At 69.1% G+C, this 22062-nt stretch carries 12 protein-coding genes and 1 riboswitch; of the genes, 10 read left to right on the plus strand and 2 right to left on the minus strand.

The genetic code is table 11. The features are described 5' to 3' along the window. The 3 genes from ABD220_RS11815 to ABD220_RS11825 are packed head-to-tail and all read left to right on the plus strand — an operon-like array spanning position 1 to position 13651. Positions 1-4770, plus strand: a complete 4770-nt coding sequence (locus ABD220_RS11815) for an Eco57I restriction-modification methylase domain-containing protein (RefSeq protein ID WP_344122809.1) — start codon at positions 1-3, stop codon at positions 4768-4770. Beyond that, positions 4767-11300 carry a DEAD/DEAH box helicase gene (locus ABD220_RS11820; RefSeq protein WP_344122810.1) on the plus strand — a complete coding sequence of 2178 codons (6534 nt, stop codon included), beginning with the start codon at positions 4767-4769 and terminating at the stop codon, positions 11298-11300. The genes ABD220_RS11815 and ABD220_RS11820 overlap by 4 nt, the downstream gene beginning before the upstream one ends. Next, positions 11297-13651 (plus strand): UvrD-helicase domain-containing protein, encoded by a 2355-nt coding sequence (locus tag ABD220_RS11825; RefSeq protein ID WP_344122811.1) that lies wholly within the window; start codon positions 11297-11299, stop codon positions 13649-13651. Before ABD220_RS11820 ends, ABD220_RS11825 begins: the two co-directional genes overlap by 4 nt. Positions 13652-13681: 30 nt before the next feature. On the opposite strand, the gene ABD220_RS11830 is transcribed toward ABD220_RS11825, so the two are convergent. Then, positions 13682-14932: a hypothetical protein gene (locus ABD220_RS11830; protein WP_344122812.1), complete on the minus strand. Its 1251-nt coding sequence runs from the start codon at positions 14930-14932 to the stop codon at positions 13682-13684. 518 nt (positions 14933-15450) lie between these two features. Here ABD220_RS11830 and ABD220_RS11835 point away from each other — a divergent pair. The 5 genes from ABD220_RS11835 to ABD220_RS11850 all read left to right on the plus strand — a co-directional run bounded on the left by ABD220_RS11835 (position 15451) and on the right by ABD220_RS11850 (position 19524). Continuing rightward, a complete protein-coding gene (locus ABD220_RS11835) occupies positions 15451-16236 on the plus strand; it encodes a hypothetical protein (protein ID WP_344122813.1) in 786 nt (261 codons plus the stop codon). Between the two features lie 16 nt (positions 16237-16252). Continuing rightward, positions 16253-16627, plus strand: a complete 375-nt coding sequence (locus tag ABD220_RS11840; protein WP_344122815.1) for a PH domain-containing protein — start codon at positions 16253-16255, stop codon at positions 16625-16627. A 226-nt stretch (positions 16628-16853) separates the two neighbouring features. Beyond that, on the plus strand, positions 16854-17255 hold the full coding sequence (locus ABD220_RS18090) for a hypothetical protein (RefSeq protein WP_425552554.1): 402 nt from the start codon (positions 16854-16856) through the stop codon (positions 17253-17255). Positions 17256-17651: 396 nt separating this feature from the next. Continuing rightward, positions 17652-17838: riboswitch (cyclic di-AMP (ydaO/yuaA leader) on the plus strand. 5 nt (positions 17839-17843) lie between these two features. Further along, positions 17844-18344, plus strand: a complete 501-nt coding sequence (locus ABD220_RS11845) for an NlpC/P60 family protein (RefSeq protein WP_425552553.1) — start codon at positions 17844-17846, stop codon at positions 18342-18344. Between the two features lie 262 nt (positions 18345-18606). Next, positions 18607-19524 carry an alpha/beta fold hydrolase gene (locus ABD220_RS11850; protein WP_344122816.1) on the plus strand — a complete coding sequence of 306 codons (918 nt, stop codon included), beginning with the start codon at positions 18607-18609 and terminating at the stop codon, positions 19522-19524. A 136-nt stretch (positions 19525-19660) separates the two neighbouring features. Here the strand turns inward: ABD220_RS11850 and ABD220_RS11855 are convergent, their stop codons facing one another. Continuing rightward, entirely contained in the window at positions 19661-20443 is a 783-nt protein-coding gene (locus ABD220_RS11855) for an SDR family oxidoreductase (protein ID WP_344122818.1), read from the minus strand. Between the two features lie 134 nt (positions 20444-20577). Here ABD220_RS11855 and ABD220_RS11860 point away from each other — a divergent pair, with 134 nt between their 5' ends. Both ABD220_RS11860 and ABD220_RS11865 read left to right on the plus strand, forming a co-directional pair. Then, on the plus strand, positions 20578-21528 hold the full coding sequence (locus ABD220_RS11860; RefSeq protein WP_344122820.1) for a helix-turn-helix domain-containing protein: 951 nt from the start codon (positions 20578-20580) through the stop codon (positions 21526-21528). A gap of 250 nt (positions 21529-21778) precedes the next feature. After that, positions 21779-22060, plus strand: coding sequence for a hypothetical protein (locus ABD220_RS11865; RefSeq protein ID WP_344122822.1), 282 nt, complete (start codon positions 21779-21781; stop codon positions 22058-22060). The last annotated feature ends 2 nt before the right edge of the window (positions 22061-22062 follow it).

Below are 22062 nucleotides of genomic sequence, written 5' to 3' on the forward strand. Positions count from 1 at the left end.
ATGCCCACCAGTGATGCCCTGGTCGTGGTCAACGACTGGATCAGCGAGTTCTACTTCACGGCGGACGAGACCTCCGGGACCTTCCTGGCCGCGACCAAGAACCTCGTCAAGCAGTGGCGGGAGGACGCCGAGAACTCCCCGGCGGAGCAAAGCCCGCTCGAGCGCTTCACCAGTTCCCGGCAGTCGCTCCTCTCCCAACTGATCGACCTCCACGCCCGCGCCGCGGAGTTGGACCCGAGCGCCGCGGACCGGCAGCGTCGTGACGCGCTGGCCCGACCGTCGGCGGCGGTCGCGGAGCGGCTCCGCGCGGTCCTGGGCTTCGACACCGTTCCTCAGCGCGGCGACGGGGCGCTGCGCTGGTGCTCCGCGCTGGACATGGCCGAGCCCACCGTGGCGCTGATCGACGCCGTGGCCGCCGAGACCCCGGAGGAAGTGCTGGCCAAGGATCGCGGCCTGCTCACCGAGGACGTGGTTCTCCACCCCGACGACGACGCGGGGGCGGGCGACCCCATCTCCTCCGTTGCCGAGCTGCTGTCCGCCCTGGTCTCGGAAGAGCAGCCGCCGCGCTACATGCTGGTGCTGGCCGGCCGCACGGCCGTGCTGACCAGCGAGGACGCCTGGCCGCAGGGCCGGTACCTGGCGATCGACCTGCAGACCGTGGCCGACCGCGGAGACTTCCGCTCCGGCGGGGAGATCCAGCGGGCGCTGGCGTGCCTGTCGGCGTCCTCCCTGGCACCGGACCCGACCGGCACGATCTGGTGGGACGCCCGGCGCGGGGAGTCCGTGCGCAACGCCGTGGGCGTGTCCAAGGACCTGCGCGACGGCGTGCGGGAGTCCATCGAGATCATCGCCAACGAGGTGGTGTCCCGGCGCAAGGCCCAGGGCCTGCCGCCGCTGCCGGACGACCAGGCCCAGCCGCTCGCGGTGCAGTCGTTGCGCTACCTCTACCGCATCCTGTTCCTGCTCTACGCGGAGGCCAGCCCGGAGCTCGGCGTGGTGCCCACGGGCGATCCCGAGTACGCGGCCGGCTACTCGGTGGACCGCCTGCGCGAGCTGACCCTCAAGCCGCTGACCTCCCGCTCCGAAGGCGGCACACACTTCCACGAGTCCCTCCAGGTGCTCTTCGACCTGGTGGAGACCGGCCACCCGCACGAGGAAGCTGGGCAGGAGGAAACTGACGAGGCGGCGCGCGAGGGCCTGGTCTTCGAGCCGCTGCGCTCGGACCTCTTCCGCCCGAACCGGACGCGGTTCATCAACGAGGTGCAGCTCGGCAACAAGGCCCTCCAGCAGGTGCTGCAGCGCCTGCTGCTGACCAAGGAGCGCCGCGGACGGGACCGCGGCTTCATCAGCTACGTGGCGCTGGGCATCAACCAGCTCGGCGCGGTCTACGAGTCGCTGATGAGCTACACCGGTTCCTTCGCCAACGGCACACTGGTCGAGGTCGCCCGGCGCGGCGACCCGTCCGACGGTTCGTGGGTGGTCCCGGAGGACCGCCTGGACGAGGACCTGCGCGAGCACCTGGTGCTCCTCCACGACGAGCTGGGCCGCGAGGTGCCCCGCACCTACCGCCACGGCGAGTTCGTCTTCCGCCTCTCCGGGCGGCAGCGCCAGCAGTCGGCCTCCTACTACTCCCCCGCCGTGCTCACCGAGTTCACGGTCGAGCAAGGCTTGGCGGAGCTGCTGGCCGACGACCCGACGGCCCACGAGATCCTGAGCATGTCCGTGTGCGAGCCGGCTCTGGGCTCCGGGGCGTTCGCCATCGAGGCCGTGCGGCAGCTGGCCAAGGCCTACCTCGACAAGCGCGAAGAGGAACTGGGTGAAAGGGTCGATCCCGAGAACTACGCCGCCGAGCTGCAGAAGGTCAAGGCGTACATCGCCCTGCACAACGTCTACGGCGTGGACCTGAACCCCACGGCCGTGGAGCTGGCCGAGGTCTCCCTGTGGCTGGACACCATGGCCCGCGGCCTGAAGGCCCCGTGGTTCGGTCTGCGCCTGCGTGCCGGCAACTCCCTGATCGGCGCCCGGCATGCGGTCTACGACGCCGGGGTGGTGCAGAAGTCGCTGCCGAAGCACCGCATGCAGACCCCCGCCCGACACGTCCCGCTGGAGCGCGGCGTGGCCGGTTCGGGCGGTATCTTCCACTTCCTGCTGCCCGCCGAGAGCTGGGGCGCGGCCGGCGACAACAGCGAGATCAAGAAGGTCGCCCCCGCGGAGGCCAAGGCGCTGCGCGACTGGGCCGCCCGGGTCCAGAAGAAGCCGAGCAAAACACAGCTCAACGAGCTGCTCTCGCTGACGGAGCGGATCGACGACCTGTGGCAGCTGGCCCGCCGCCGCATGGTCGAGGCCGAGAAGCAGTCCCGCCGCTCGATCGACGTATGGGGCGCCGAGCTGGAGCCCGGCGGGGCGGTGACCCGCGAGGAGATCGAAGCTTCCCTGCGCGACCCGAACTCCGCCTACCGCCGCCTGCGCCTGGTGATGGACGCCTGGTGCGCCATGTGGTTCTGGCCGGTCACCCAGGACCCCGATCACCCGGCTCCGCCGGAGTTCGAGGAGTGGCTCGCGGTGCTCCGCCGGATCGTGGGGCAGAAGTTCGCCGGGCGCCGCGGACGGCAGGACGAGCACTTCGGGCAGAGCGACTCCGAGTGGGAGACGCTCGAGGGCATCGAGGCCATGTTCCCGGCGGAGAACGCCGCGAGCATCGACCAACTGCTCGTGGAGACTCCGTGGCTGCGCACCGCGCAGGCGATCGCCAAGGAGCAGCGCTTCTTCCACTGGGAACTGGACTTCGCAGCCGTCTTCGCCCGCGGCGGCTTCGACTTCCAGGTCGGGAACCCGCCCTGGGTGCGGCCTCGGCCGGACACCGCAGCTCTCTTGGGCGAGAGCGATCCCTGGTGGACGCTGACGGACAAGCCGTCCGAGACCGCGAAAAGGAATCGTCGGGCCTGGTCCCTCGAGTTGCTTGGGGCATCAGAGGTACTGCTTCTCGGCATTGGTGACGTCGCGGCGCTGGCGGACTACGTCGGGGCCGTCAGCGAGTACCCGGAGCTCGAGGGAACGCAGCCAGACCTCTACCGTGCCTTCATGAGTCAGACCTGGCGTCACGCCTCAGGGCGAGGCCACACTGCCCTTATTCATCCCCCAACGCACTTGACGGACGCCAAGGGCTACACGTTGCGCCGCCAGACATACCGCCATCTACGTCGGCATTGGAACTTCATCAATGACATCAAGCTGTTCGAGGAGGTCGACAATCATGTCGGCTACAGCGTGAACATCTACGGCAGTGATCGTGAACCGCGATTTCTTAACGCTGTCTTGATGTACCACCCGTCCACGGCCGCTGGCTCCCTGGCTCACAACGGCGATGGCCCAGAACCCGGTTTTAAGAACGAGCAGGGCAAATGGGATCTTCGTCCACATGCCTCACGCATCCAGCATGTCAACCCCAAGGTCCTCAGCGCTTGGCACGCACTGATGGAGTCTGGCTCTTCTGAAATTCCCGTGGAGGAGACCCGCATGGTCTTCACCGTCAATCACTCCGCCAGTGACGTGCTCCAGCGCCTGACGGCAGTGCCCACGCTCCGGGAATGTAGTCCGCAGTTCAGCCGCGGCTGGGATGAGACTTTCGGACGCCGTGATGGTTACTTCGAAGCCCAATGGGGTCAGCCAGAATCCTGGCAGGATGTCATCCTGCAGGGTCCCTATTTTCACGTGGGCAACCCCTTCTATGCCTTCCGCAATGCTTCCATGAAGAGCAACCGAGACTACACAGAGGTCGATCTAGAAGCGTTGCCCTCAGGGGCCCTACCTGTCACCGAGTACAAGCCGATTTATGACACGGACGTTGACGGCTCGGTGTCCAAGGCACGCTATGACCGCGACTACGGCTCCTGGGAGATTTCGGATACTTTCCATCCCGGCGAAACCCGGCAAGTTCCGGTGCGAAGCCAGTACCGTGTCATGTGGCGCACCATGGCCGCCACAACTGGAGAGCGCACACTAATTTCAGCTCTCTTCCCCCCTGGTCCAGCGACCGTAGACGCCGTCAGCTGCCAGGGATACCCAGCGCACAATCCCAGTACCCTCTCTCTGGCAACGGCGAGTATGAGCTCACTGCTCTCTGACTTTCTCATCAGGTCCACCGTCGGAAAGCACATCCGACGACCGGAGTCGACTCGCCTCCCCCGCATCCCAGATGACCACCCGCTGGCCCCGGCCGCCATCCTCCGCATCCTGCGGCTGAACTGCCTCACCGAGGCCTACGCCCCGCTGTGGGAGGAGTGCTGTGATCCGACCATGGTCCAGGACTCGTGGACCGGCGGCCGTGAGCGCCCGAACCGGCCGGTGCTGGGCGACGTCGCCTGCCCGTGGAGTGCCGAGATACCGCTGCGCGTGGACGAGGACCGTCGTCGTGCGCTGGTGGAGATTGACGCGATCATGGCGCATGTGACCGGGGTACCGATCGACGAGCTGTGCACGATCTACTGCACCCAGTTCGGAGTGCTGTACTCCTACGACCGCGGGGAGGACAAGCGCGCCAAGATCTACGACGCGAACGGGCGGCTCATCCCCTCAGCGGTGCGCACCGCGTGGAACAAGGCGGGGCGGCCGGAGACCGGCCTGCGGGAGGCCGACCGGACGTACACGACCTCGTCCGGCCGGGAGGTCGTTGCGGCCGAGCCGTTCCGCATCCTGGACCGTGAAGCGGATCTGCGGGAGGCCTACGCGGTCTTCGCCGAGCGCCTGGCGAGCACGGACGGCCGGGCATGAGCGAGCTGCTGCCCACCCTGCAGGCGGAGGCCACCCAGTCCGCGCTGGTCGAGTACATCACCACGGCGATCGAGTTCTCGGACCAGTACGCCCGGGACGCCTTCAGCGCCTTCCTGCAGGATCCCCAGCACGGGATCTTCCGGGGTCCGTTCCTGCGCACGCGCCTGCCGTTCGCGGCGGACGAGAGCGAGCCACCGCTGACGGTGCTGCCAGAATGGTTCACACCGTACGCGCACCAGGCGGCGGCGTTCCGGCGGCTGACCACCTCTCCGGAGGCCGCTGGGGACCGGGACCGGGCCGGGCTGCGGATCCCGGACCCCACGATCGTCACGACCGGCACGGGCTCCGGCAAGACCGAGTCCTTCCTCTACCCGTTGCTGGACTATGCCGTGCGGTCCCGGAAGGCGGGAGTGCACGGGATCAAAGCGATCATCCTCTACCCCATGAACGCCCTGGCCAACGACCAGGCGGGGCGCCTGGCGCGGATGATCCACGAGGACCCTGCCCTGCAGGGCGTGACGGCCGCGCTGTACACCGGGGAGCACTCCGGCGCCCCGCGGACGGCGATGAGCGCCGACGGGCTGATCGAGGACCGGCACACTATCCGCTCCTCCGTCCCGGACATCGTGCTCACCAACTACAAGATGCTGGACCAGTTGCTGCTGCGGAAGCCCGACCGGCCCCTGTGGGAGCACTCCGCGGAGTCGCTGCGCTACCTGGTGCTGGACGAGTTCCACACCTACAACGGCGCCCAGGGCACGGACGTCGCCCTGCTGATCCGGCGCCTGCGGTTGCTCCTAGAGCGGCTGGCCCCGCAGCGCACGCACCTGATCCCGGTCGCCACCTCCGCGACGCTGGGCGACGACCGGGACATCGCTCCCGTGGCCGAGTTCGCCACCACGATCTTCGGCGTGGACTTCGGGACGGACGCCGTGGTCACCGAACGACGTGTGGGGCAGGAGGCCCTGCAGGAACAGGCCCGCGCCCGCCTCAACCTCGACGGTTTGGGCGCCGAGGAGCGGCAGACCGCCGGGCAGCTGCAGCCCGTCCTGGACCTGCTCCCCGGCAATAACGACGGTCTGCTGCCGGACCCGGGAGAGCTGACGTCCGCCGTCGTCGACGTCCTGTGGACCGGCACGGGCGGCGAGCACGTGTCGGAGACTCGGGCGACCGATGACGCCGCAGTCCGGGACCTGTTCCTCGCCCACCCCCTCGTGGGGCGGCTCCTAGAGCGGACCGCCCGGGCCACGACCACGGCGGAGCTGGCCCAGGCGCTGGTTCCCCACCTGGACGCGCTCGGCACCGGGGGGCGGTTCGTCGAGGCGCTGTGCGCGGCGCTGTCCCACGTGCGGTCGCGGGCCGAGCGCAACAGCTTCCCGAACGTTGAGGCCCACCTGTGGACCCGCGAGGTCTCCCGCGTGGATCGGGCGGCCTCGCCCGTGCCGGCCTTCGCCTGGAGCGACGACCGCACCACGCACGACGGCAGCTTCCTGCCGGCGATCTACTGCCGCCACTGCGGCCGCTCCGGCTGGGGCCTGGCGCTGACCGGCATGGACGACCTGATCGTCAAGCCCCAGCGCATTCGCCAGGAGCATGTCCGGCGCACCGGGCGCTTCCGCGCCCTCATCTCCGGGACCGGCGCGGATCCGGGCGACGACGACCGCCTGCGCTACCTGGACCCCGAGCGGCGGAGCCTGGAGAGCGGCCCGCCGTCGGACGAGACGGCCGACGTCGACAGCCTGCCCGTGCTCATGCACGTGGGGCTCGAGGCGGAGGGACACTCGAAGGACGACACGTGCCCGGCGTGCCGGGAGAAGGACGGCATCCGGTTCGTCGGCGCCAGCACCGCGACGCTGCTGTCCGTGGCGCTGTCCAGCTTGTTCGGCACGGCCGGGCTGGACCCGAACGAGAAGAAGTCGCTGGTCTTCACCGACTCCGTCCAGGACGCCGCTCACCGGGCGGGCTTCGTGGAGGCGCGCTCCCACTCCCTGGCCCTGCGCTCGGCGATCGAGTCCTCGCTGGACGACCGGCCGCGACCGGTGCGGGAGATCGCCGAGCGGATGATGGCCGCTGCCAGTTCTCCCGAGGACCGGTACCGGCTGCTGCATCCCTCGATCGCAGAGAACGCCTCGGTGCGCGGATACTGGGACGACGCCCAGCCCGCCCGGCAGCGACGGCGAGCGCAGCAGAACGTCGCCACACGCCTCGAGTTCGACCTGGAGCTGGAGGCCGGCCTGGTCGGCTCCTACGGGCGCACCCTGGCCACCACGGGCACCGCGGCCGCCTCCGTGGACGTCTCGGCGAAGGACGCGCTCGCGGTCGGGCGGCGGGTGCTGGAGCGGATCGCCCAGCAGATCAGCGCCGAGACCGTGGAGAGCGGCCCGGCGGACCACCACCGCACCGAAGTCTGGGTCCGCGGGGTGCTCGAGCGCCTGCGGTCCGACGGGGCGATCGCGCACGAGTGGCTGGTGCCCTACCGCAAGAAGGGCGGGCTGCGGTACCAGATCTGGGGTGGCCGCCGTCCCAAGGACGTCATGCCGGCTTTCCCGCCGGGACGGCGCTCCCCGCACTTCCCGGCCACGGGCCGGTTGAAGGACCGGAGCGAGTTCACCGATCCCGGCAACCGGCAGAGCTGGTTTGTGGACTGGACCGTCCGGTGCCTGGACATGGACCGCGGCACCGCCGGCCACCTCATGAAACCGCTGTTCACGGCGCTGACCGAGGCCGCTCTCACGGACACCGTCCCGGTGTCCGAGCACGGACGCACCACCGCCGAGAGCTACGGGCTGCGGCCGGAGCGTGTCGTCATGGCGCGGGTCCCGGAACCGGCGCGCGCCTTGCGCTGCGCCGCCTGCGGGGAGACCGTCACGGGGGTTCCGCGCACGTTGGAGACCTTCGCCGACGGCCCGTGCACCGCCTACCGCTGCCGCACAGGCCGACTGCACTGGGCCGAGCTACGGAGAAGCTATTACCGCAGCCTCTACACCGGGGACATGCGCCGGGTGATCGCCCGCGAGCACACCTCCCTGCTGCCGACGGACACACGCCTGGAGTACGAGAACGCCTTCAAGGCGAGCGAGTCCACGCCCGGGGCCCCCAACGTCCTGGTGGCCACTCCCACGCTGGAGATGGGCATCGACATTGGCGACCTCTCGACGGTCATCCTGGCCTCCATCCCGGACACCGTGGCCTCCTACCTCCAGCGCGTGGGACGCGCCGGGCGCCTGACCGGCAACTCCCTGGACCTGGCCTTCATGTCCACGCGCGGCCGCGGCTCGGCGTACATCGAGCCCGAGTTTATGGTCAACGGCTCGGTGCGCCCGCCGGCGGCCTATCTCTCCGCGGAGGAGATCCTCCACCGCCAGTACATCGCCTTCCTCATGGACCGCATGGCCGGTGACGACGGGATGCCCGTGCCCGCCCGCGGCGCCTCCGTGATGCGCTCGAGCGCTCCCGGGACCTTCCTGGGCGAGATGCTCGCCGACGCCCAGGCGCATGCGCAGGAGCGGCTCGACGAGTTCCTCTCCGCCTTCACGATCAGCGAGGACCCTCGCCGGGGCATCACCGAGGACGCCGCCACGGCCCTGCGCCGCTGGGCCACCTGGCCGGAGGACGGTCCCAGCGGCCTCGAGTCCGCCGTCGGCAAGGCCGTCCAACGGTGGTTGCACGAGAAGGACGCCCTGCGCCACCGGCGCCAAAAGCTCACCGAGCTGCTCAAGGACATCGCGGAGGGCCGGCTCGTCATCACCGCCGACGACGACTCCACAGCCCAGCAGCTCCGGGGCCAGCAGGAGCTGCTTGACGCGCAGGAGCGCAAGCTCGGGGAGGTCGAAGACCCCGAGGCCCGGGCGCGGGAGGAGAAGCGCCTCGCCGGCGGCCAGGCACGGCTGCGCGCCGAGGAGTCCCGGATGAGCCACGAGCACTGGATCGGCGTGCTCGAACGCTTCGGTCTGCTGCCCAACTTCACGCTGCTCGACGACGCCGTGAGCCTGGACGTCACCCTCATCTATCAGGACGACGACAACCAGTGGCAGCACATCCCGGCCGACTACGAGCGCTCGGGCTTCACCGCCCTCACCGAGCTCGCGCCCGGCAACCACTTCTATGCTGGCGGCCACGAGCTCACGATCGACGCCGTGGACCTCGGCACCGACGGCGCCGGCGTGGGCCACCGGGCCTTCTGCCCCGACTGCGGGCACAGCCAGGACATCTCCGCCGCCGAGCGGCCGACCGTCTGCCCTCAGTGCGGGCACCCGGGCATCGCCGATGAGGGGCAGCACCTGCGCGTTGTCGAGCTGAACAAGGTGTACTCGACCATGGAGCTGCACCGGGCCAAGATCGGCGACTCCTCCGAGGACCGCACCAGCCTGCACTTCGAGACCCTGACCGTGCCCGACTTCACCGGCGCCGAGACCCGCGCCCGCTGGTCGATCGAGGGCACCGGCGTGGGCACCGCCTTCCACCGCGGCACCCGGCTGACCCGGCTCAATGTCGGCCGCCCTCGGGAGGGGGCGCGGGAGGCCGTGCTGGCCGGGCAGAAGCAACGCATCGGCGGCTTCTCGATCTGCGTCGAGTGCGGACACCTGGACGAGGACCTGCAGACCAACACACCTCAAGAGCATCAGGCCTGGTGCTCCCAGCGCCGCGCCGAAAACCCCGAGTCGGTCTCCGCCGTGCTCGCCCGGGAGCTCGTCACCGAGACCGTGCTGATCAGCCTGCCGCCCTCCGTCGGCGAGGACAGCACGGGACGCTCGCTGTGGAGCTTCTACGCCGCGCTGATGCTGGGCCTGCGGGAACGCTTCGGCGGGGAGATCGGCCACCTGCAGATGGAGGTCGTCCCGGACACCGCCCGTCGCAACGCCGCCTCCCTCCTGCTGTTCGACTCCGTGCCCGGCGGCACCGGCTACCTGGCGGAGCTCGCCTCTTCGCAGTCGTTGTGGAGCCTGTTCCGTGCGGCGCTCGAGCGACTGGTCGACTGCCCCTGTCGGCACGAGGAGCGGTCGGCGTGCTTCCGATGCCTCATGCCGCACGTGCGCGCCAGCCACCGCGAGAACCTCAGCCGGGCCCGTGCCGTCGAGATCCTTACCACGGTGCTCGGTTCCTTGGCGCCGTCGGAGGAGATGACCTGGCGGATCACGGAGGGGGATGCCCCCGTGGAGGACGATTTCGAGTCCCACCTGGAGTCGCGCTTCCGCCGTGTCTTCCGCGCCGCCGTGGCCGAGATCCCCGGCGCCCGGGTCACGGACACCGTCAGCGACGGCGGCGAGGGCTTCTCCGCCGTCGTCGGGGACGTCAAGTACTCGTACACGCCGCAGGTCACCCTCGGGCAGACCCAGCCCGATGCTGTCCTCAGCTGGCCCGGCCAGCACGGTATCCGCGGTGTCGCGATCTACTTGGACGGCAAGACCTTCCACGCCACCGTCCAGCACAACCGGGTCGGCGACGACGCCCGGAAGCGGGCCGCGCTGCGCGAGCAGGGCTACCTGGTCTTCGCGGTGACGGATCGGGACCTGACGGCCTTCGAGACGCTGCGCCGCGGAGGCTCCACCGAGGGCAGCGTGCTCGAGGATCTCCTGACACTCCGATACGCCGACACGGTGATCGCGAAGGGGGCCATGGACACCGAGGACCTCGCCTATGTGTCCGCGAACCCCGTAGAGCAGCTGCTCACACTCCTCGGGAGCTCCGGGCGGGATCCCATCAAGCGGCAACGGGTGGTCTCCCAGCACCTGAACCTGCTGCTCTTCGCTGGGACGCCCCAACCGGTCAGCACCGAGGACTTGGGACACCAGGCACTCGGCGTCCTCGAGGCCCCGGAGGACGGGCCGTGGCCCAGTGCCTCGGCGGGGTCGACCGCGCCGGGATTCGCGCGCCGCTTCGGCCCGCTGGTCCTCCTGGGCACGGTTGAGGCGCCCACCAACCGGCTGGCGATCGCGCTGGACGACCTGGAGGAGGCGCTGCGCTCCGAGGACTTCGATCTGGCTTGGCGGAGGTGGCTCGCCCTGGCCAACCTGCGTCAGTCCCTGGACGCGGCGTCGACCACACTGCTCGAGACGAGGAGCTCCCTGCCAGAGTGGATCGACGAGCACGCGGTCGAGCAGGACTCGTGGGTGGACGTCCTGGTCCAGGCGGGGCAGCAACCGGTCGCCGGCTCAGGCAGTCGCACCCCCGGCTCTGCGAGGTCCTCGGGCGCGGTGGATATCGTCCCCGTGCCGGACACCGTCCGGTTGAGCTCCGAGTGGACGGCACTCATGGACGAGGCGCTCACGGCCGAGGAGCGGCAGGTGCTCGAGATCGCCGGACGTGAGGGCATGCCCCTGCCCGAAGTCGGCGAGGAGATCGCCGGGATCCCGGTGGATCTGGCGTGGCCGGGTCTCGGCATCGCTTGGCTCAGCGAGGCGACCCTCGTCGAGGAGTTCGCCCGCGAAGCACCCGGCAAGTGGACGGTGCTCGGACCGGATGTCCGAAGTGCCCAGAAGGCCCTCCGGCAGCTGCCGGGGACCGACGAGCGAGAGATGGTGGACCCGTGACAGCCCAGCCCAAGCAGCTCATCATGGACCGTGGATTTCCGTCGAGCTACGACCGGTCGATCGCCGGCAGGGTCACCGCGACGATCGAAAAGCTTTTCAAGGACACCAGCGCCAACGGTCTGCACATCGAGCCGATCCAGAACTGCGCCGACAAGCGGGTGCGCACCGCGCGAGTGGACGACTTCCACCGCATGGTGCTCTTTGACCTGGGCGGATGGTTGCTGCTCTACGGCGTCTACCCGCACGACGACGCCTACGTGGTCGCCGCCAAAGCCTACGCCCGGGTGAATCCCACAAGCGGCGCGGCTGAAATCCGTCAGGCTGAGGGCTCCGACGGGAATGCCAAGGGCCGGTACACCGACTCGGAGCTCAAGGCTCTCGTGGAGGCCCGCGCCGCCGAGCTGCTCGCCGAGCGGCAGAGCAACGACCTCGAGCCCCCGACGCCAACGCTCCAGGAGACGGAACCGTCCTTCCCGAGCGTCAATCCGCTGGCCGGCTACACGGCAGAGCAGCTGACCGGCCAGCTCGGCATCGACGATCCCGTGGCCGAGTACGCAGTGGGTGCCCCTTCCGAGGAGGAGTTGCTGACCGCTCTGGGGCGCGTCGGCGGCTGGCAGGGCGACGCGCTCATGGACCTGGCGAGCGGCACGTCCCTGGACGAAGTGCGTGCGACGTACTCGATCAGCGAGGGCAGCGAGCCGATCGGCGGCACGGAGATCGGCGTGCCGTCCGAGACCGACGCCGTCGTCCGCGCCGCCACCGCCGGGCAGGCCGCCTCCCAATTCCACCTCATCGAGGACGACGAGGCACTTGCACGGGCGTTGGCCAGCGGGAACTTCGACGCATGGCGGCTGTTCCTTCACCCCGACCAGCAGGAGTACGTGGACAAGGAGACCTCCGGGCCGTTCCGGCTCTCCGGCGGCGCCGGTACCGGCAAGACGGTCGTGCTGGTGCACCGCGCCGTGCGCGTGGCACGGCAGAACCCGAACGCCCGGATCCTGGTCGTGTCCTTCACCCGTAACCTCGTGGAGATGATCCGTGAGCAGATCCGGTCCTTGGGGCCGGACGTGCGGATGGCCGATGGCCTCGGGCAGCCCGGCATCAGCGTGCTGACCCTGGACCAGGTGGCCCACCGGGTGCTGGAGGACGCCGCCCGTGCCGGTCGGCTGGCCTCGGCCATGGAGGCGGTGCTCGGGTGGGGCATCCGGCGCATGCCTGACTACCGCAGCGCCGGTGCCTACGGAGCGAGTCCGTGGGAAGAGTCGATCGATGCGGCCGGCACCGAGCTGCCCGAGAACCTCCGCAGCGTCCACTTCTTCCAGTCGGAGTACCAGGAGATCGTGCTGCCGGGGCAGATCACGCAGGAGATTGACTACCTGCGGGCCCCCCGCCCGGGCCGGGGAACCCGGCTGGGCCGCAACCAGCGCCGCGCCGTCTGGCAGGCCGTCTCGCAGTACCGGGACGACGGCTTGGCCGCCCAGGCCGTCGACTGGGACGAGGCCGCCACCGTGGCCGCCGCGCTGCTCACCGGCGACGAGGGCACTCCGCTGGCCGATCACGTGCTCATCGACGAGGGGCAGGACTTCACCCCCACCCGGTGGAAGCTGGCACGGGCCGTCGTGGCCGAGGGACCCGACGATCTGTTCATCGCTGAGGACTCGCATCAGCGGATCTACGGGAACCGGATGGTGCTGGGGCACTACGGGATCAAGATCGTGGGCCGTTCCCGGCGCCTGCGGCTGAACTACCGCACCACGGAGCAGAACCTGCAGCTCGCGCTGAAGGTGCTCGCCGCGGGGTCCTACGATCTCGACGAAACCGAGGGCGAGCACATGGAGCACGCCCCTGAACATGACCGGGATCGATACATCTCCAGTCGGAGCGGTCCCCGGCCCATGCTCCTGCCGGCCGAGGACCTGGTGCAGGAGTACGACGGGGTGTCCGAACTCCTCAGGACGTGGGTCGCCGAGGTGCAGGACATGGGGTTGAAGGCCGGCACGCTCGGCATCCTCACCCGCACCAAGAAGGAGAGAGACGCCTTCGTGCGGGCAATGGGTGAGCGCGGCGTCGCCGTCGCCCCCGTGGACACCCGCGACGTTCCCGAATCGACACCGGCCGTCATGACGTTGCACCGGGCGAAGGGCACCGAGTTCTCCCGCGTGGTGCTCTTCGGCGTCAGCGAGGGATCCATCCCCAAGTTCTTCGCGGGCAGCACCTATGACGACCAGGCCCAGGAGCAGAGCAGCCTGCGGGAGCGCTCGCTCCTGTACGTGGGTGCTACGCGCGCTCGGGACATGCTGGCGATCTCCTGGAGCAGAGAGGCCAGCCCCTACTTGCCACGTGCCCGTTAGGCTTCGCTGTCGCTGACGGCCGGCGTTCGATCAGTCCTGCTCGGCGCCTTCCTCGTCGTCCCCGCGCCGGCGGCTCGTCCTCTCGGTGATCCTGCTGGAGAGCTTGCCCGTCGCCGCTCTGGCACGGCCGAAGGTGTCACTGCCGAGGTTCTTCGCGGCGTCAACGCCCTCTGCTCCGGTCTCGAGCACCTTGTCTCTGACGTCCGCGGCTGCCTCCACCCATCGCCTTGCCTCCAACGACTCTCGATCGCGTTCGATCCCGAGTCGAGTGTGGAAGTCAACGACGGCGATGGCGACATCGTTGCTCGCATGCACCACAGTTCGCGAATCTTTCGGGTGCAGCAGCACCTTGGTGTTGGCTGTCCCGGCAGCCGCATCCATGCGGGCCATCAGACGCTCGGTGCTCCGGGAGATGAGGTCCTTCCGGTTCTGCCGCGCGGCTCTCAGTGCGAGCCGATGCTGGTCCAGCTCCTCCGGAGATGCGTCCAGCACCCGGTCGAGTTCCAGCACAGCGAGCGCGTCCTGCAGCTGGAAGCACCGGGCCAGAACGGCGAGCCACTCCCGCGTCCTGGCCTCGGCGTCTTTGGACGTCTTGGCGAGATCACCAAGCTTGGTCTTGCGCTCCATCTTCTCCGCGAGCGCGTCGAGCTGGCGCAATGCGTACGCCTGGGTTCGTGCGATCGTCACCGATGTGGACTGCACCTTCGACCACGTGACCTCGGAGACCCGCCCTACCTGCTCCCGGATCAGCATGGCCTCCTCGAACACGAAATCCAGACCGATCATGTCCGCCAGCACGGCGTCCTTTTGGGCCCGTAGAACGTCGTCGACCTTTTCGTCGATCGTGGCGAGATAGTCGGTGATGTCGTTCATGGTCTGCTGCATCGCGAGCTGCGCCATGATTCCCGCCGCACCGGCCAGAACAGCCGGGTTGGTGAGGATCGAACCAGGTCTTGCCAGCTCCAGTAATCCAGTGATCTTGCCGTTCTCCGTCAGCACGGCACGGCTGATACCGGGTTGCGAGCCCTTCATCAAGGAGTGCTTCTGGAGCGCTTTGGCGGACTCCTCGGTCAGCTTCACCCAGCGACCCGACCCGGCGGCAATCGCAGAACCTGCATGAGCGGTAGCGGCCCCGGCGCCGAGGACAGAGCCCAGCCGCTCCAGGCCCAAGTCCTTCCCCGCCAATCCCTCGGACTCGAGAAAGCGATCGACAGCTGCCTGCTCCCCGATGACAGCGAGACCATCTCCGTCACTGATCAGGTGAATCTCGTCGTTCATCATCGGCTCCTGACGGTGGGCGGGGAGCGGGGTTCCCCACTGAGGATGGAAATGCGGTGGGTGAGCAGTCAGGGAGCAGGCTCCACCAAAATTCGTAATGGGGGAATTACTGTTGTTGCCACCCAGCGCACTTGGACCCAGGGTATTCTGCCGACACCCCGAAATCGGTCATCGAACCACTTGCCAACGATCCAGCTCTTGCCAGGCGATGATCAGATGATGAGACGTGCAACGGCATCCACGCCCAACCAGTCCAATCCTGGGATGCCTGTGCTCGAACAAGATTGGGGGCGGCACGCAGAGGCATAACGACATGTCCTCTTGGCGGGGGACAGGATTTGGTTGATGAGTTTCATGCCGAAAGCTGAAACGCGGTCGCAGCATGGACTTCTGATGTCGAGGGGCGGCTGACCAGGAATGATGCTCTTCGCGCGAAATCGCCACGGCATCCTCCACGAGTCAGGACTACTTGCTCGTAACATGCGCTTTAGTAGGCATCTGGTCAACGAACGAGGTATACCGTGGCACAGGAAATCAGCACTCCATCGGGTGCGCAGGCACAGAAGAGACGCCGTTGGTCAGCCCCCCTCATTGCTGGCGTCTCCGCAGGTGCGGTTGGCCTCGTCGTAGGATTTGGCGCGGGCGTCGGCGCTGCATCAGACAAACAGCCGGTGGCCCAGTCCAGCTCAGCGACTTCGGAATCCTCAGCAGGAGGACAGGAGATCACTGACGCGACGAACACGGAAGAGTCCGGTTCTCATGAGGAACTGGTGGTCGACGAGCCCAAATCAGGGCGGGCAGTTCCGGGCGGTTGGGGCATGACGATGCCCGCAGAAGATGACATCCACAGCACGCAGTATCCGGCCGAGAACAAGGGTCTTGTCATGACGGTGGACAAGTTCGTGGAAACTCCGACCATCACGATCAACGACTCCGGGTACCGCTCCGACTCCCCGCTTGCCGAGTGGCGCGATGTGCCCCCCGACAAAGAAGGAAAATTCTTCGTCGCTGAGACAACGATCAAGAACAACACTGACTCCGCGCTGGACCTGACGTGCAGCTCCCCCGTCGATATTCGTCTGCTGGACGACGAGGGGAAGTCTTTCGGGCCGATCGAGAACCTGTACGAGATGCAGGGCAACCCGGAGTGCAACTACCAGCTCGAACCGGGATTCGAGTCGAAGATGAACTACGCCTTTGCCGCCCCGCACGGCGCGAAGGCGGAGATGATCGTCTTCGCGCCGTTGAGCTTTGACGGCGACGACTACGAACAGCCAGGCACCGGCATCCGAGTCGGCCAAAACTGATTAAAGGAGTCTCATCATGGAAGCAGCAGCCGTGACCCAGTGGATGTTCGTGGCCGAGTGCCCCATCCCAAACGACGTTGCCGAGCTCATGGTCCCGGGCGAACAGCCCGTGGCCGCGTACAAGACCTTCCGCGACAGCGCGGTATTCACGACCAAGCGGCTGATCGTCCGTGATGCCCAGGGTATGACCGGCCGGAAGGTCGAGGTGTACTCCCTGCCGTACTCGGCGATCAACATGTGGTCGTCCGAGAACGCCGGCACCTTTGACCTCGACGGTGAGCTGGAGCTCTGGACGCGCGCCGGGCAGATCAAGATCAGGGTCGGCAAGAAGGTCGATGTCCGCCGCCTCGACATGCTGATCGCGCACTCGGTCCTCGGCACCCAGCACTGAATCTCCGGGTCCGGAGGCCGCCGGCGAGGGTGGGCCTCCAACCCTGGCCACCGGGCTACGACAGGCGCGGAAACCATGCGCGCCATGGTCCACGGCTTGGGCTCCTCGCCCTATACGGCGAGGTCATCCGCGACGCCCTCGGGGCGCCACCGGCCCCCTCTCACCGGCTGCGGCATGTTGCCCACCGGGCCGTGGCCACCCGGGACTACGCCTTCCGCAGCGCCGGCTGGAACCGCCGGCCGAGCCGTTCCGCGTCGAGCTGACCCACGAGGACGAGACCTGGACCTGGGGACCTACCGAGGCCGGTCAACGCGTCCACGGCCCGGCCCTGGACTTCGTCCTGCTCGCCACCCGGCGGCGACACCGCCAGGGCGGGAGCCTCGTCGCGGAGGGCCCCGACGCCGACGCCTGGCTCGACATCGCCCAGGCCTTCGCCGGCCGGCCGGGTCCGGGGCGACCCCGCTGTCCAAGACAGTGTGAGAAGTGGCCACACAGGGGGGAAGGCTCTTTGATCGCCGCCCCGATGCACACGTGGCACGCTGTGCAGAGCGCGCGCCCCCGAAAAGTCTACGAAGAAAGCCGACCCACGCCGGACAACCACCACAAACGCAGTTTTTTCTTTTTGTGAATTCCTGACTGGGTCGCGGGAAGTACTAAAGACGTCGTTATTCCCTTGGAGGGAAAGGCCTGCCCAGGCCGACGATCAAAGGCTCCGTCGAGCTTTCCTGACAAACTGTCGCGCCATGACACGGGTGTCGTAACTGGACACCCCGCTTCCGGACAGGGGCGTGGTCGCCCACCGACATGACCTGAACAGAGCCCCAGGTCAAGACCACTTTCGTCTCGAGCTGAGCCTCCTTGGGGATCTCCACCGACGCCCCTCACCAAGCAACGCCGCCTGCCTGCGGAGGCGCCCTGCTGGGTCGGCACAAAAGCCGAGACACGCCCGTGATCAAAGCGTGACTTTCCCGTTATTTCTCGATTAGTGTTCTCTCCGTGCCGATCGCCTAATCGATCAGCATCCCCGTGCACATCGCCGAATTCTGCCGGTGCCCGGGGTCCCCCAGAACACATCGCTCGGCAGAAGCGGGGGAACCATGAACGGTCCCACCCCCGGGACCTAGGGGTTAAGTCGTCAGGGCCCCCACCCTGCGACCGGGTGTCTCCCACCCGCATCCGACAGCTCACCTCGCAGGCAAGAGGGAGGACATCACTCATGCCCGTTTTCCAGTCCCGCACGCCCCGCCACCGCGCCGAGAGCTCGTTCCGCCTGGGGCGCACCGCGATCCTGACGGCCGCCGCCGGCGCCTTGACGCTCAGCAGCGTGGCCCCGGCCCAGGCCGCCCCCGCCGCAACCCCCCAGCAGCTCGTGAGCATCCAGTCCCAGTCCAGCAAGGCCGCGACCATCGCCGCCGCCGCCAAGAACCAGCTGGGCGTGGTCCAGGACTGCACCGCTCTGGTCACCAAGGCCCTGCGCGCGGCCGGGATCAACCACCACGGGTGGCCGGCCTCCTACCTGAGCCTCGGCACCCGGGTCTCCGCCGCCCAGGCTCAGCCCGGCGACCTGGTCTACTACGCCAACGGCGGCATGGGCTTCGCCCACATCGCCGTGTACATCGGCGGCGGCAAGGCCGTCCACGGCGGCTGGAACGGCAACCAGACGGTCATCCAGACCGTCCACGTCGGCTCCGGCCCCGTCTACATCCGCGTGCGCTGACCCCACGCGCGTGAGCATGAAGTGCGGTTCCCGGCCGTCCCGCTGGGAACCGCACTTCCGCATTCCACATGGGTTCCCTTCGCCCTTGACTGCCTCATGACCGGCCTGTCGGAGCTCTCGATCCCCGAAGGGAGAGGCTTTGCACAGGGGTGGGCGGTCACACGCCGCTGTCACCCTGGTCGCGGGGGCCGCGACGTCCTAGCGTGGAGTCACCCGGCCGCCGCAGCAGCACGAGGGCGGCCCACGGACAGCGGGGGAACGCATGAGCGCGCACACGGAGGACCAGGGCAACCGCAGCGTCACCGCACCGGACGGGCGCCGCCTGGAGTTCCGGCTCACCGGTCCGCCCGGCGGCCTGCCGGTGGTCTTCCACCACGGCGCGCCCAGCGCCGCGGTCCCGTTCGGGCCGCTCGAGCGGGCCGCCGCGGACCGCGGCCTGCGCGTGCTCACCGTCTCGCGCCCCGGATACGGCACCTCGGACCCGCTCCCGGAGGAAGAGGCCCCCGGCACGGTCGCCGATGTCACGGCCGACACCGTGTGCGTCCTGGACGAGCTGGGGGCAGCGGACTTCCTCACCCTCGGCTGGTCCAGCGGCGCCCCGCGCGCCCTGGCCTGCGGGGCGCTGCTGCCCGGCCGCTGCCGCGCAGTCGCCTCCCTCGCCGGCTACGCCCCGCCGCGCGTGGAGGGACTGGACCCGGTCGCCGGCATGGACGAGGACAGCGCGGCCGAGTTCACCGCCTCCCGGACAGGGCGCCAGGCGCTCGAGGCCTACCTCGAGGAGCGGGTGGAGATCATGCGCGCGGCGGCTTCGGCGCCCGGCGACGAGATCGTGGAACTCCTGCGCGCGATGCTCCCGCCGGTGGACCAGGCGGTGATGACGGGGGACTTCGTCGCCTACGTCTTGGACTCGGCCGAGCGCTCCCTGCGCCAGGGCGTCGTGGGCTGGCGCGACGACGACCTCGCGGTGGACCGCCCGTGGGGTTTCGCCGTGGAGCAGATCGACGTCCCGACACGGATCTGGCACGGCCGGGAGGACCACACCGTCCCCGTGGCCCACGGGGAGTGGCTCGCCGTGCACGTGCCGGGCTCCCGGGCGTACCTGCTGGAGCACGAAGGACACCTCTCCCTGCTGGCACGCCTCGACCGGGTCCTGGACGACCTGGTCGAGGCCGCCGGATGACGGTCCGCGACTCGGCGCGGACCGGACCTTGGGCGGTGCCGACCGGATGAGACGGTGCACCGGGCCGCTCGACGGATACCGCCTGAGCCGATCGTGCGGCCCGGGCCATGCGTATCGGCCCCGGCAGGCAGCGGCCTCATGAGCCGGCGCGGAGCCAGTCCTCGAACCGGGTCGGGGCGGTCGTGAACTCCCCTCGGGGCAGCAGACTGCCGTTGCCGAGAGCAGTGAAGGGCACCGGCACTCGGAGCACCTTCCGGCGTTCCCCACGGCGCTCGTTGATTGCACGGGCCAGTTCCGCCAGGTCGCGGACCTCGGGCCCCGCGATGACGGCGTCGCCGGATGTCGCTGCGCCGATAGGCTCCAAGGCACGGTCGGCGACGAACGCGGCGGCATCGTCGGCGGCCAGCGGCCGGGAGCGCATCCCGGGCACTACGGAGAGCGGGCCGAGGCGCAGCTGCGACAGCAGGGTCTCGGCCAGTTCGTACCACTGCGCCGAGGCCACAAACGTGACCGGGACCGGCCCGGCACGGTAGGTCCGCTCCTGCGCGGCCTTGCCCGCGTAGTAGCCCAGCCACCGATGCACCTCCGGATCGCGGGCGTTGAGGATCGTGACGCACACGATCCGCGACACCCCCGTCCGCTGTGCTGCGGCCAGCACGTTGCGGGCGGTGGTGGTGAAGAAGTCGACGGCGCGTTTGCGGGACGGCGTCGGCAGGTGGAGGCAGTCCACCACGGTGGAGACCCCGTCGAACGCGGCGTCCAGGCCGTCACCGGAGTAGGCGTCGACTCCCTGCCGGCGCGAAACCTCGACGACGTCGACCCCTTTCTGCCGAAGGTGCGTCACCATCCGTGCGCCCAGCTGCCCGGTCGCGCCCAGGACCGCCACCTTCCGGCGCTCGCCCGCACCCGTGCTCTCCATCGCCCACCGCCCTTTTCCCGCCGTCCGCGCCTCGGTGCTGATGACCTCGATTCTCCTCGCCTGCCCGTCCCGCCGCGAGTGGCACTTTGCCGCCTGTCATCGACTTCCTGCCACGTTGCTGGGAGCATGGATCCATGATCAGCAACGTGGCCGTCATCGTGTTCGACGAGGTCTCCCCCTTCGAACTCGGGGTGGCCTGCGAGGCCTGGGGGATCGACCGCTCCGGCGACGGCCTCCCGGTCATGGACTTCGCCGTGTGCAGTCCCGACGGGCGGCCGGTCCGCACGATCGCCGGCTTCGACCTGGCGGTCCACCACGGGCTCGACCGGGTGGCCGAGGCGGATCTCGTGGTCCTCCCGGCGATATCCCGGGAACGGGACGTCCCGGCAGAGGTGATCCACGCGCTGCACACGGCTCACGACCGTGGCGCCCGGCTCCTGTCCATCTGCTCGGGCGCTTTCGTGCTCGGGGCTGCCGGCCTGCTCGACGGCCGCCGCTGCACCACCCACTGGATGCACACCGCGGAACTGGCCGAGCGGTTCCCCGCCGCCCAGGTGGTGCCCGAGGTCCTCTACGTCGAGGACGGCAGCATCCTCACCAGCGCCGGCACCGCGGCGGGCCTCGACGCCTGCCTCCACCTGTGGCGCCAGGAGTTCGGCTCGGCGGCCGCCAACACGGTGGCACGGCGCATGGTGGTGCCGCCGCAGCGCCAGGGCGGGCAGGCCCAGTTCATCAAGGACCCGGTCCCCGAGCACCGGGCCGAGACGCTGGACCCGCTGCTCAGCTGGATCGTGGGGCACCTCGACGAGCCGCTCGACGTCGACGCCCTGGCCCGGCGCGCCGCCATGTCCCCGCGCACCTTCGCCCGCCGGTTCCGCGACGAGACGGGCACCACGCCGCACGCCTGGATCACCGCGCGGCGCCTGCACCGGGCCGAGCAGCTCCTGGAGGAGACCGACCTGCCGGTCGAGCGCATTGCCACGGACGTGGGCTTCGGCAACGCCGCCACGCTGCGCCACCACTTCACCCGGATCCGCCGGCTCAGCCCGCAGCAGTACCGCCGCCGCTTCGCGACCACCTCCTGAGCACCGCCCCACGAACACCGCCATGGGAGCACCTCGGCCGCGGCGACGCGGCCGAGGTGCTCCACCACGGCCGCGGTTCCGGTCGAGGGTTCGACTCGTTCCGGGCTGTGAGGTGACGCGTCGGCGGAAATGGCAGAAATAGACCGGAAGGAGGCATTTCTGCCACTCGTGCGACGGATTCCGGCCGACGAGGCTTGTCAGCATGAGAGTGCACCGGATCGGCCGGCGCACGACAGGCAAGGAGCCCACCATGATCTCGTTCGTGTTCCTCGTGCTGGCCGCAGCCGCGGTGCTGTCGGTGTACACAGTGATCGGCCGCCTGGCCATTCCCCCGGAGGACCGGGTGCCGTTGCGCGAGCTCGGCTGGGACGGCTGGGTGCACACGCTGCGGCGCAGCCTGGCCTTCCTGGGCGACAGGGCCCCGGGCGTCGGCGCTGTGCGGGGCAGTGACGGACCGGCACTGGCGTCAGCTGCTCACCCGTCCGCCGTCGGGCACGGAGAGGTGATCGGCCGACGCTCCGAGGAGGTCTAGGC

Origin of the sequence: Kocuria aegyptia (genome assembly GCF_039530085.1) — a bacterium.
GTDB classification, from domain to species: Bacteria; Actinomycetota; Actinomycetes; order Actinomycetales; family Micrococcaceae; genus Kocuria; species Kocuria aegyptia.

Excerpts from the sequence above, each read along its gene's own strand:
- ABD220_RS11820 (WP_344122810.1), top strand. The coding sequence starts at position 4,767 with ATGAGCGAGCTGCTGCCCACCCTGCAGGCGGAGGCCACCCAGTCCGCG.
- ABD220_RS11815 (WP_344122809.1), top strand. The coding sequence starts at position 1 with ATGCCCACCAGTGATGCCCTGGTCGTGGTCAACGACTGGATCAGCGAG.
- ABD220_RS11855 (WP_344122818.1), bottom strand. The coding sequence starts at position 20,443 with ATGGAGAGCACGGGTGCGGGCGAGCGCCGGAAGGTGGCGGTCCTGGGC.
- ABD220_RS11860 (WP_344122820.1), top strand. The coding sequence starts at position 20,578 with ATGATCAGCAACGTGGCCGTCATCGTGTTCGACGAGGTCTCCCCCTTC.
- ABD220_RS11850 (WP_344122816.1), top strand. The coding sequence starts at position 18,607 with ATGAGCGCGCACACGGAGGACCAGGGCAACCGCAGCGTCACCGCACCG.
- ABD220_RS11845 (WP_425552553.1), top strand. The coding sequence starts at position 17,844 with ATGCCCGTTTTCCAGTCCCGCACGCCCCGCCACCGCGCCGAGAGCTCG.
- ABD220_RS11830 (WP_344122812.1), bottom strand. The coding sequence starts at position 14,932 with ATGATGAACGACGAGATTCACCTGATCAGTGACGGAGATGGTCTCGCT.
- ABD220_RS11840 (WP_344122815.1), top strand. The coding sequence starts at position 16,253 with ATGGAAGCAGCAGCCGTGACCCAGTGGATGTTCGTGGCCGAGTGCCCC.
- ABD220_RS11865 (WP_344122822.1), top strand. The coding sequence starts at position 21,779 with ATGATCTCGTTCGTGTTCCTCGTGCTGGCCGCAGCCGCGGTGCTGTCG.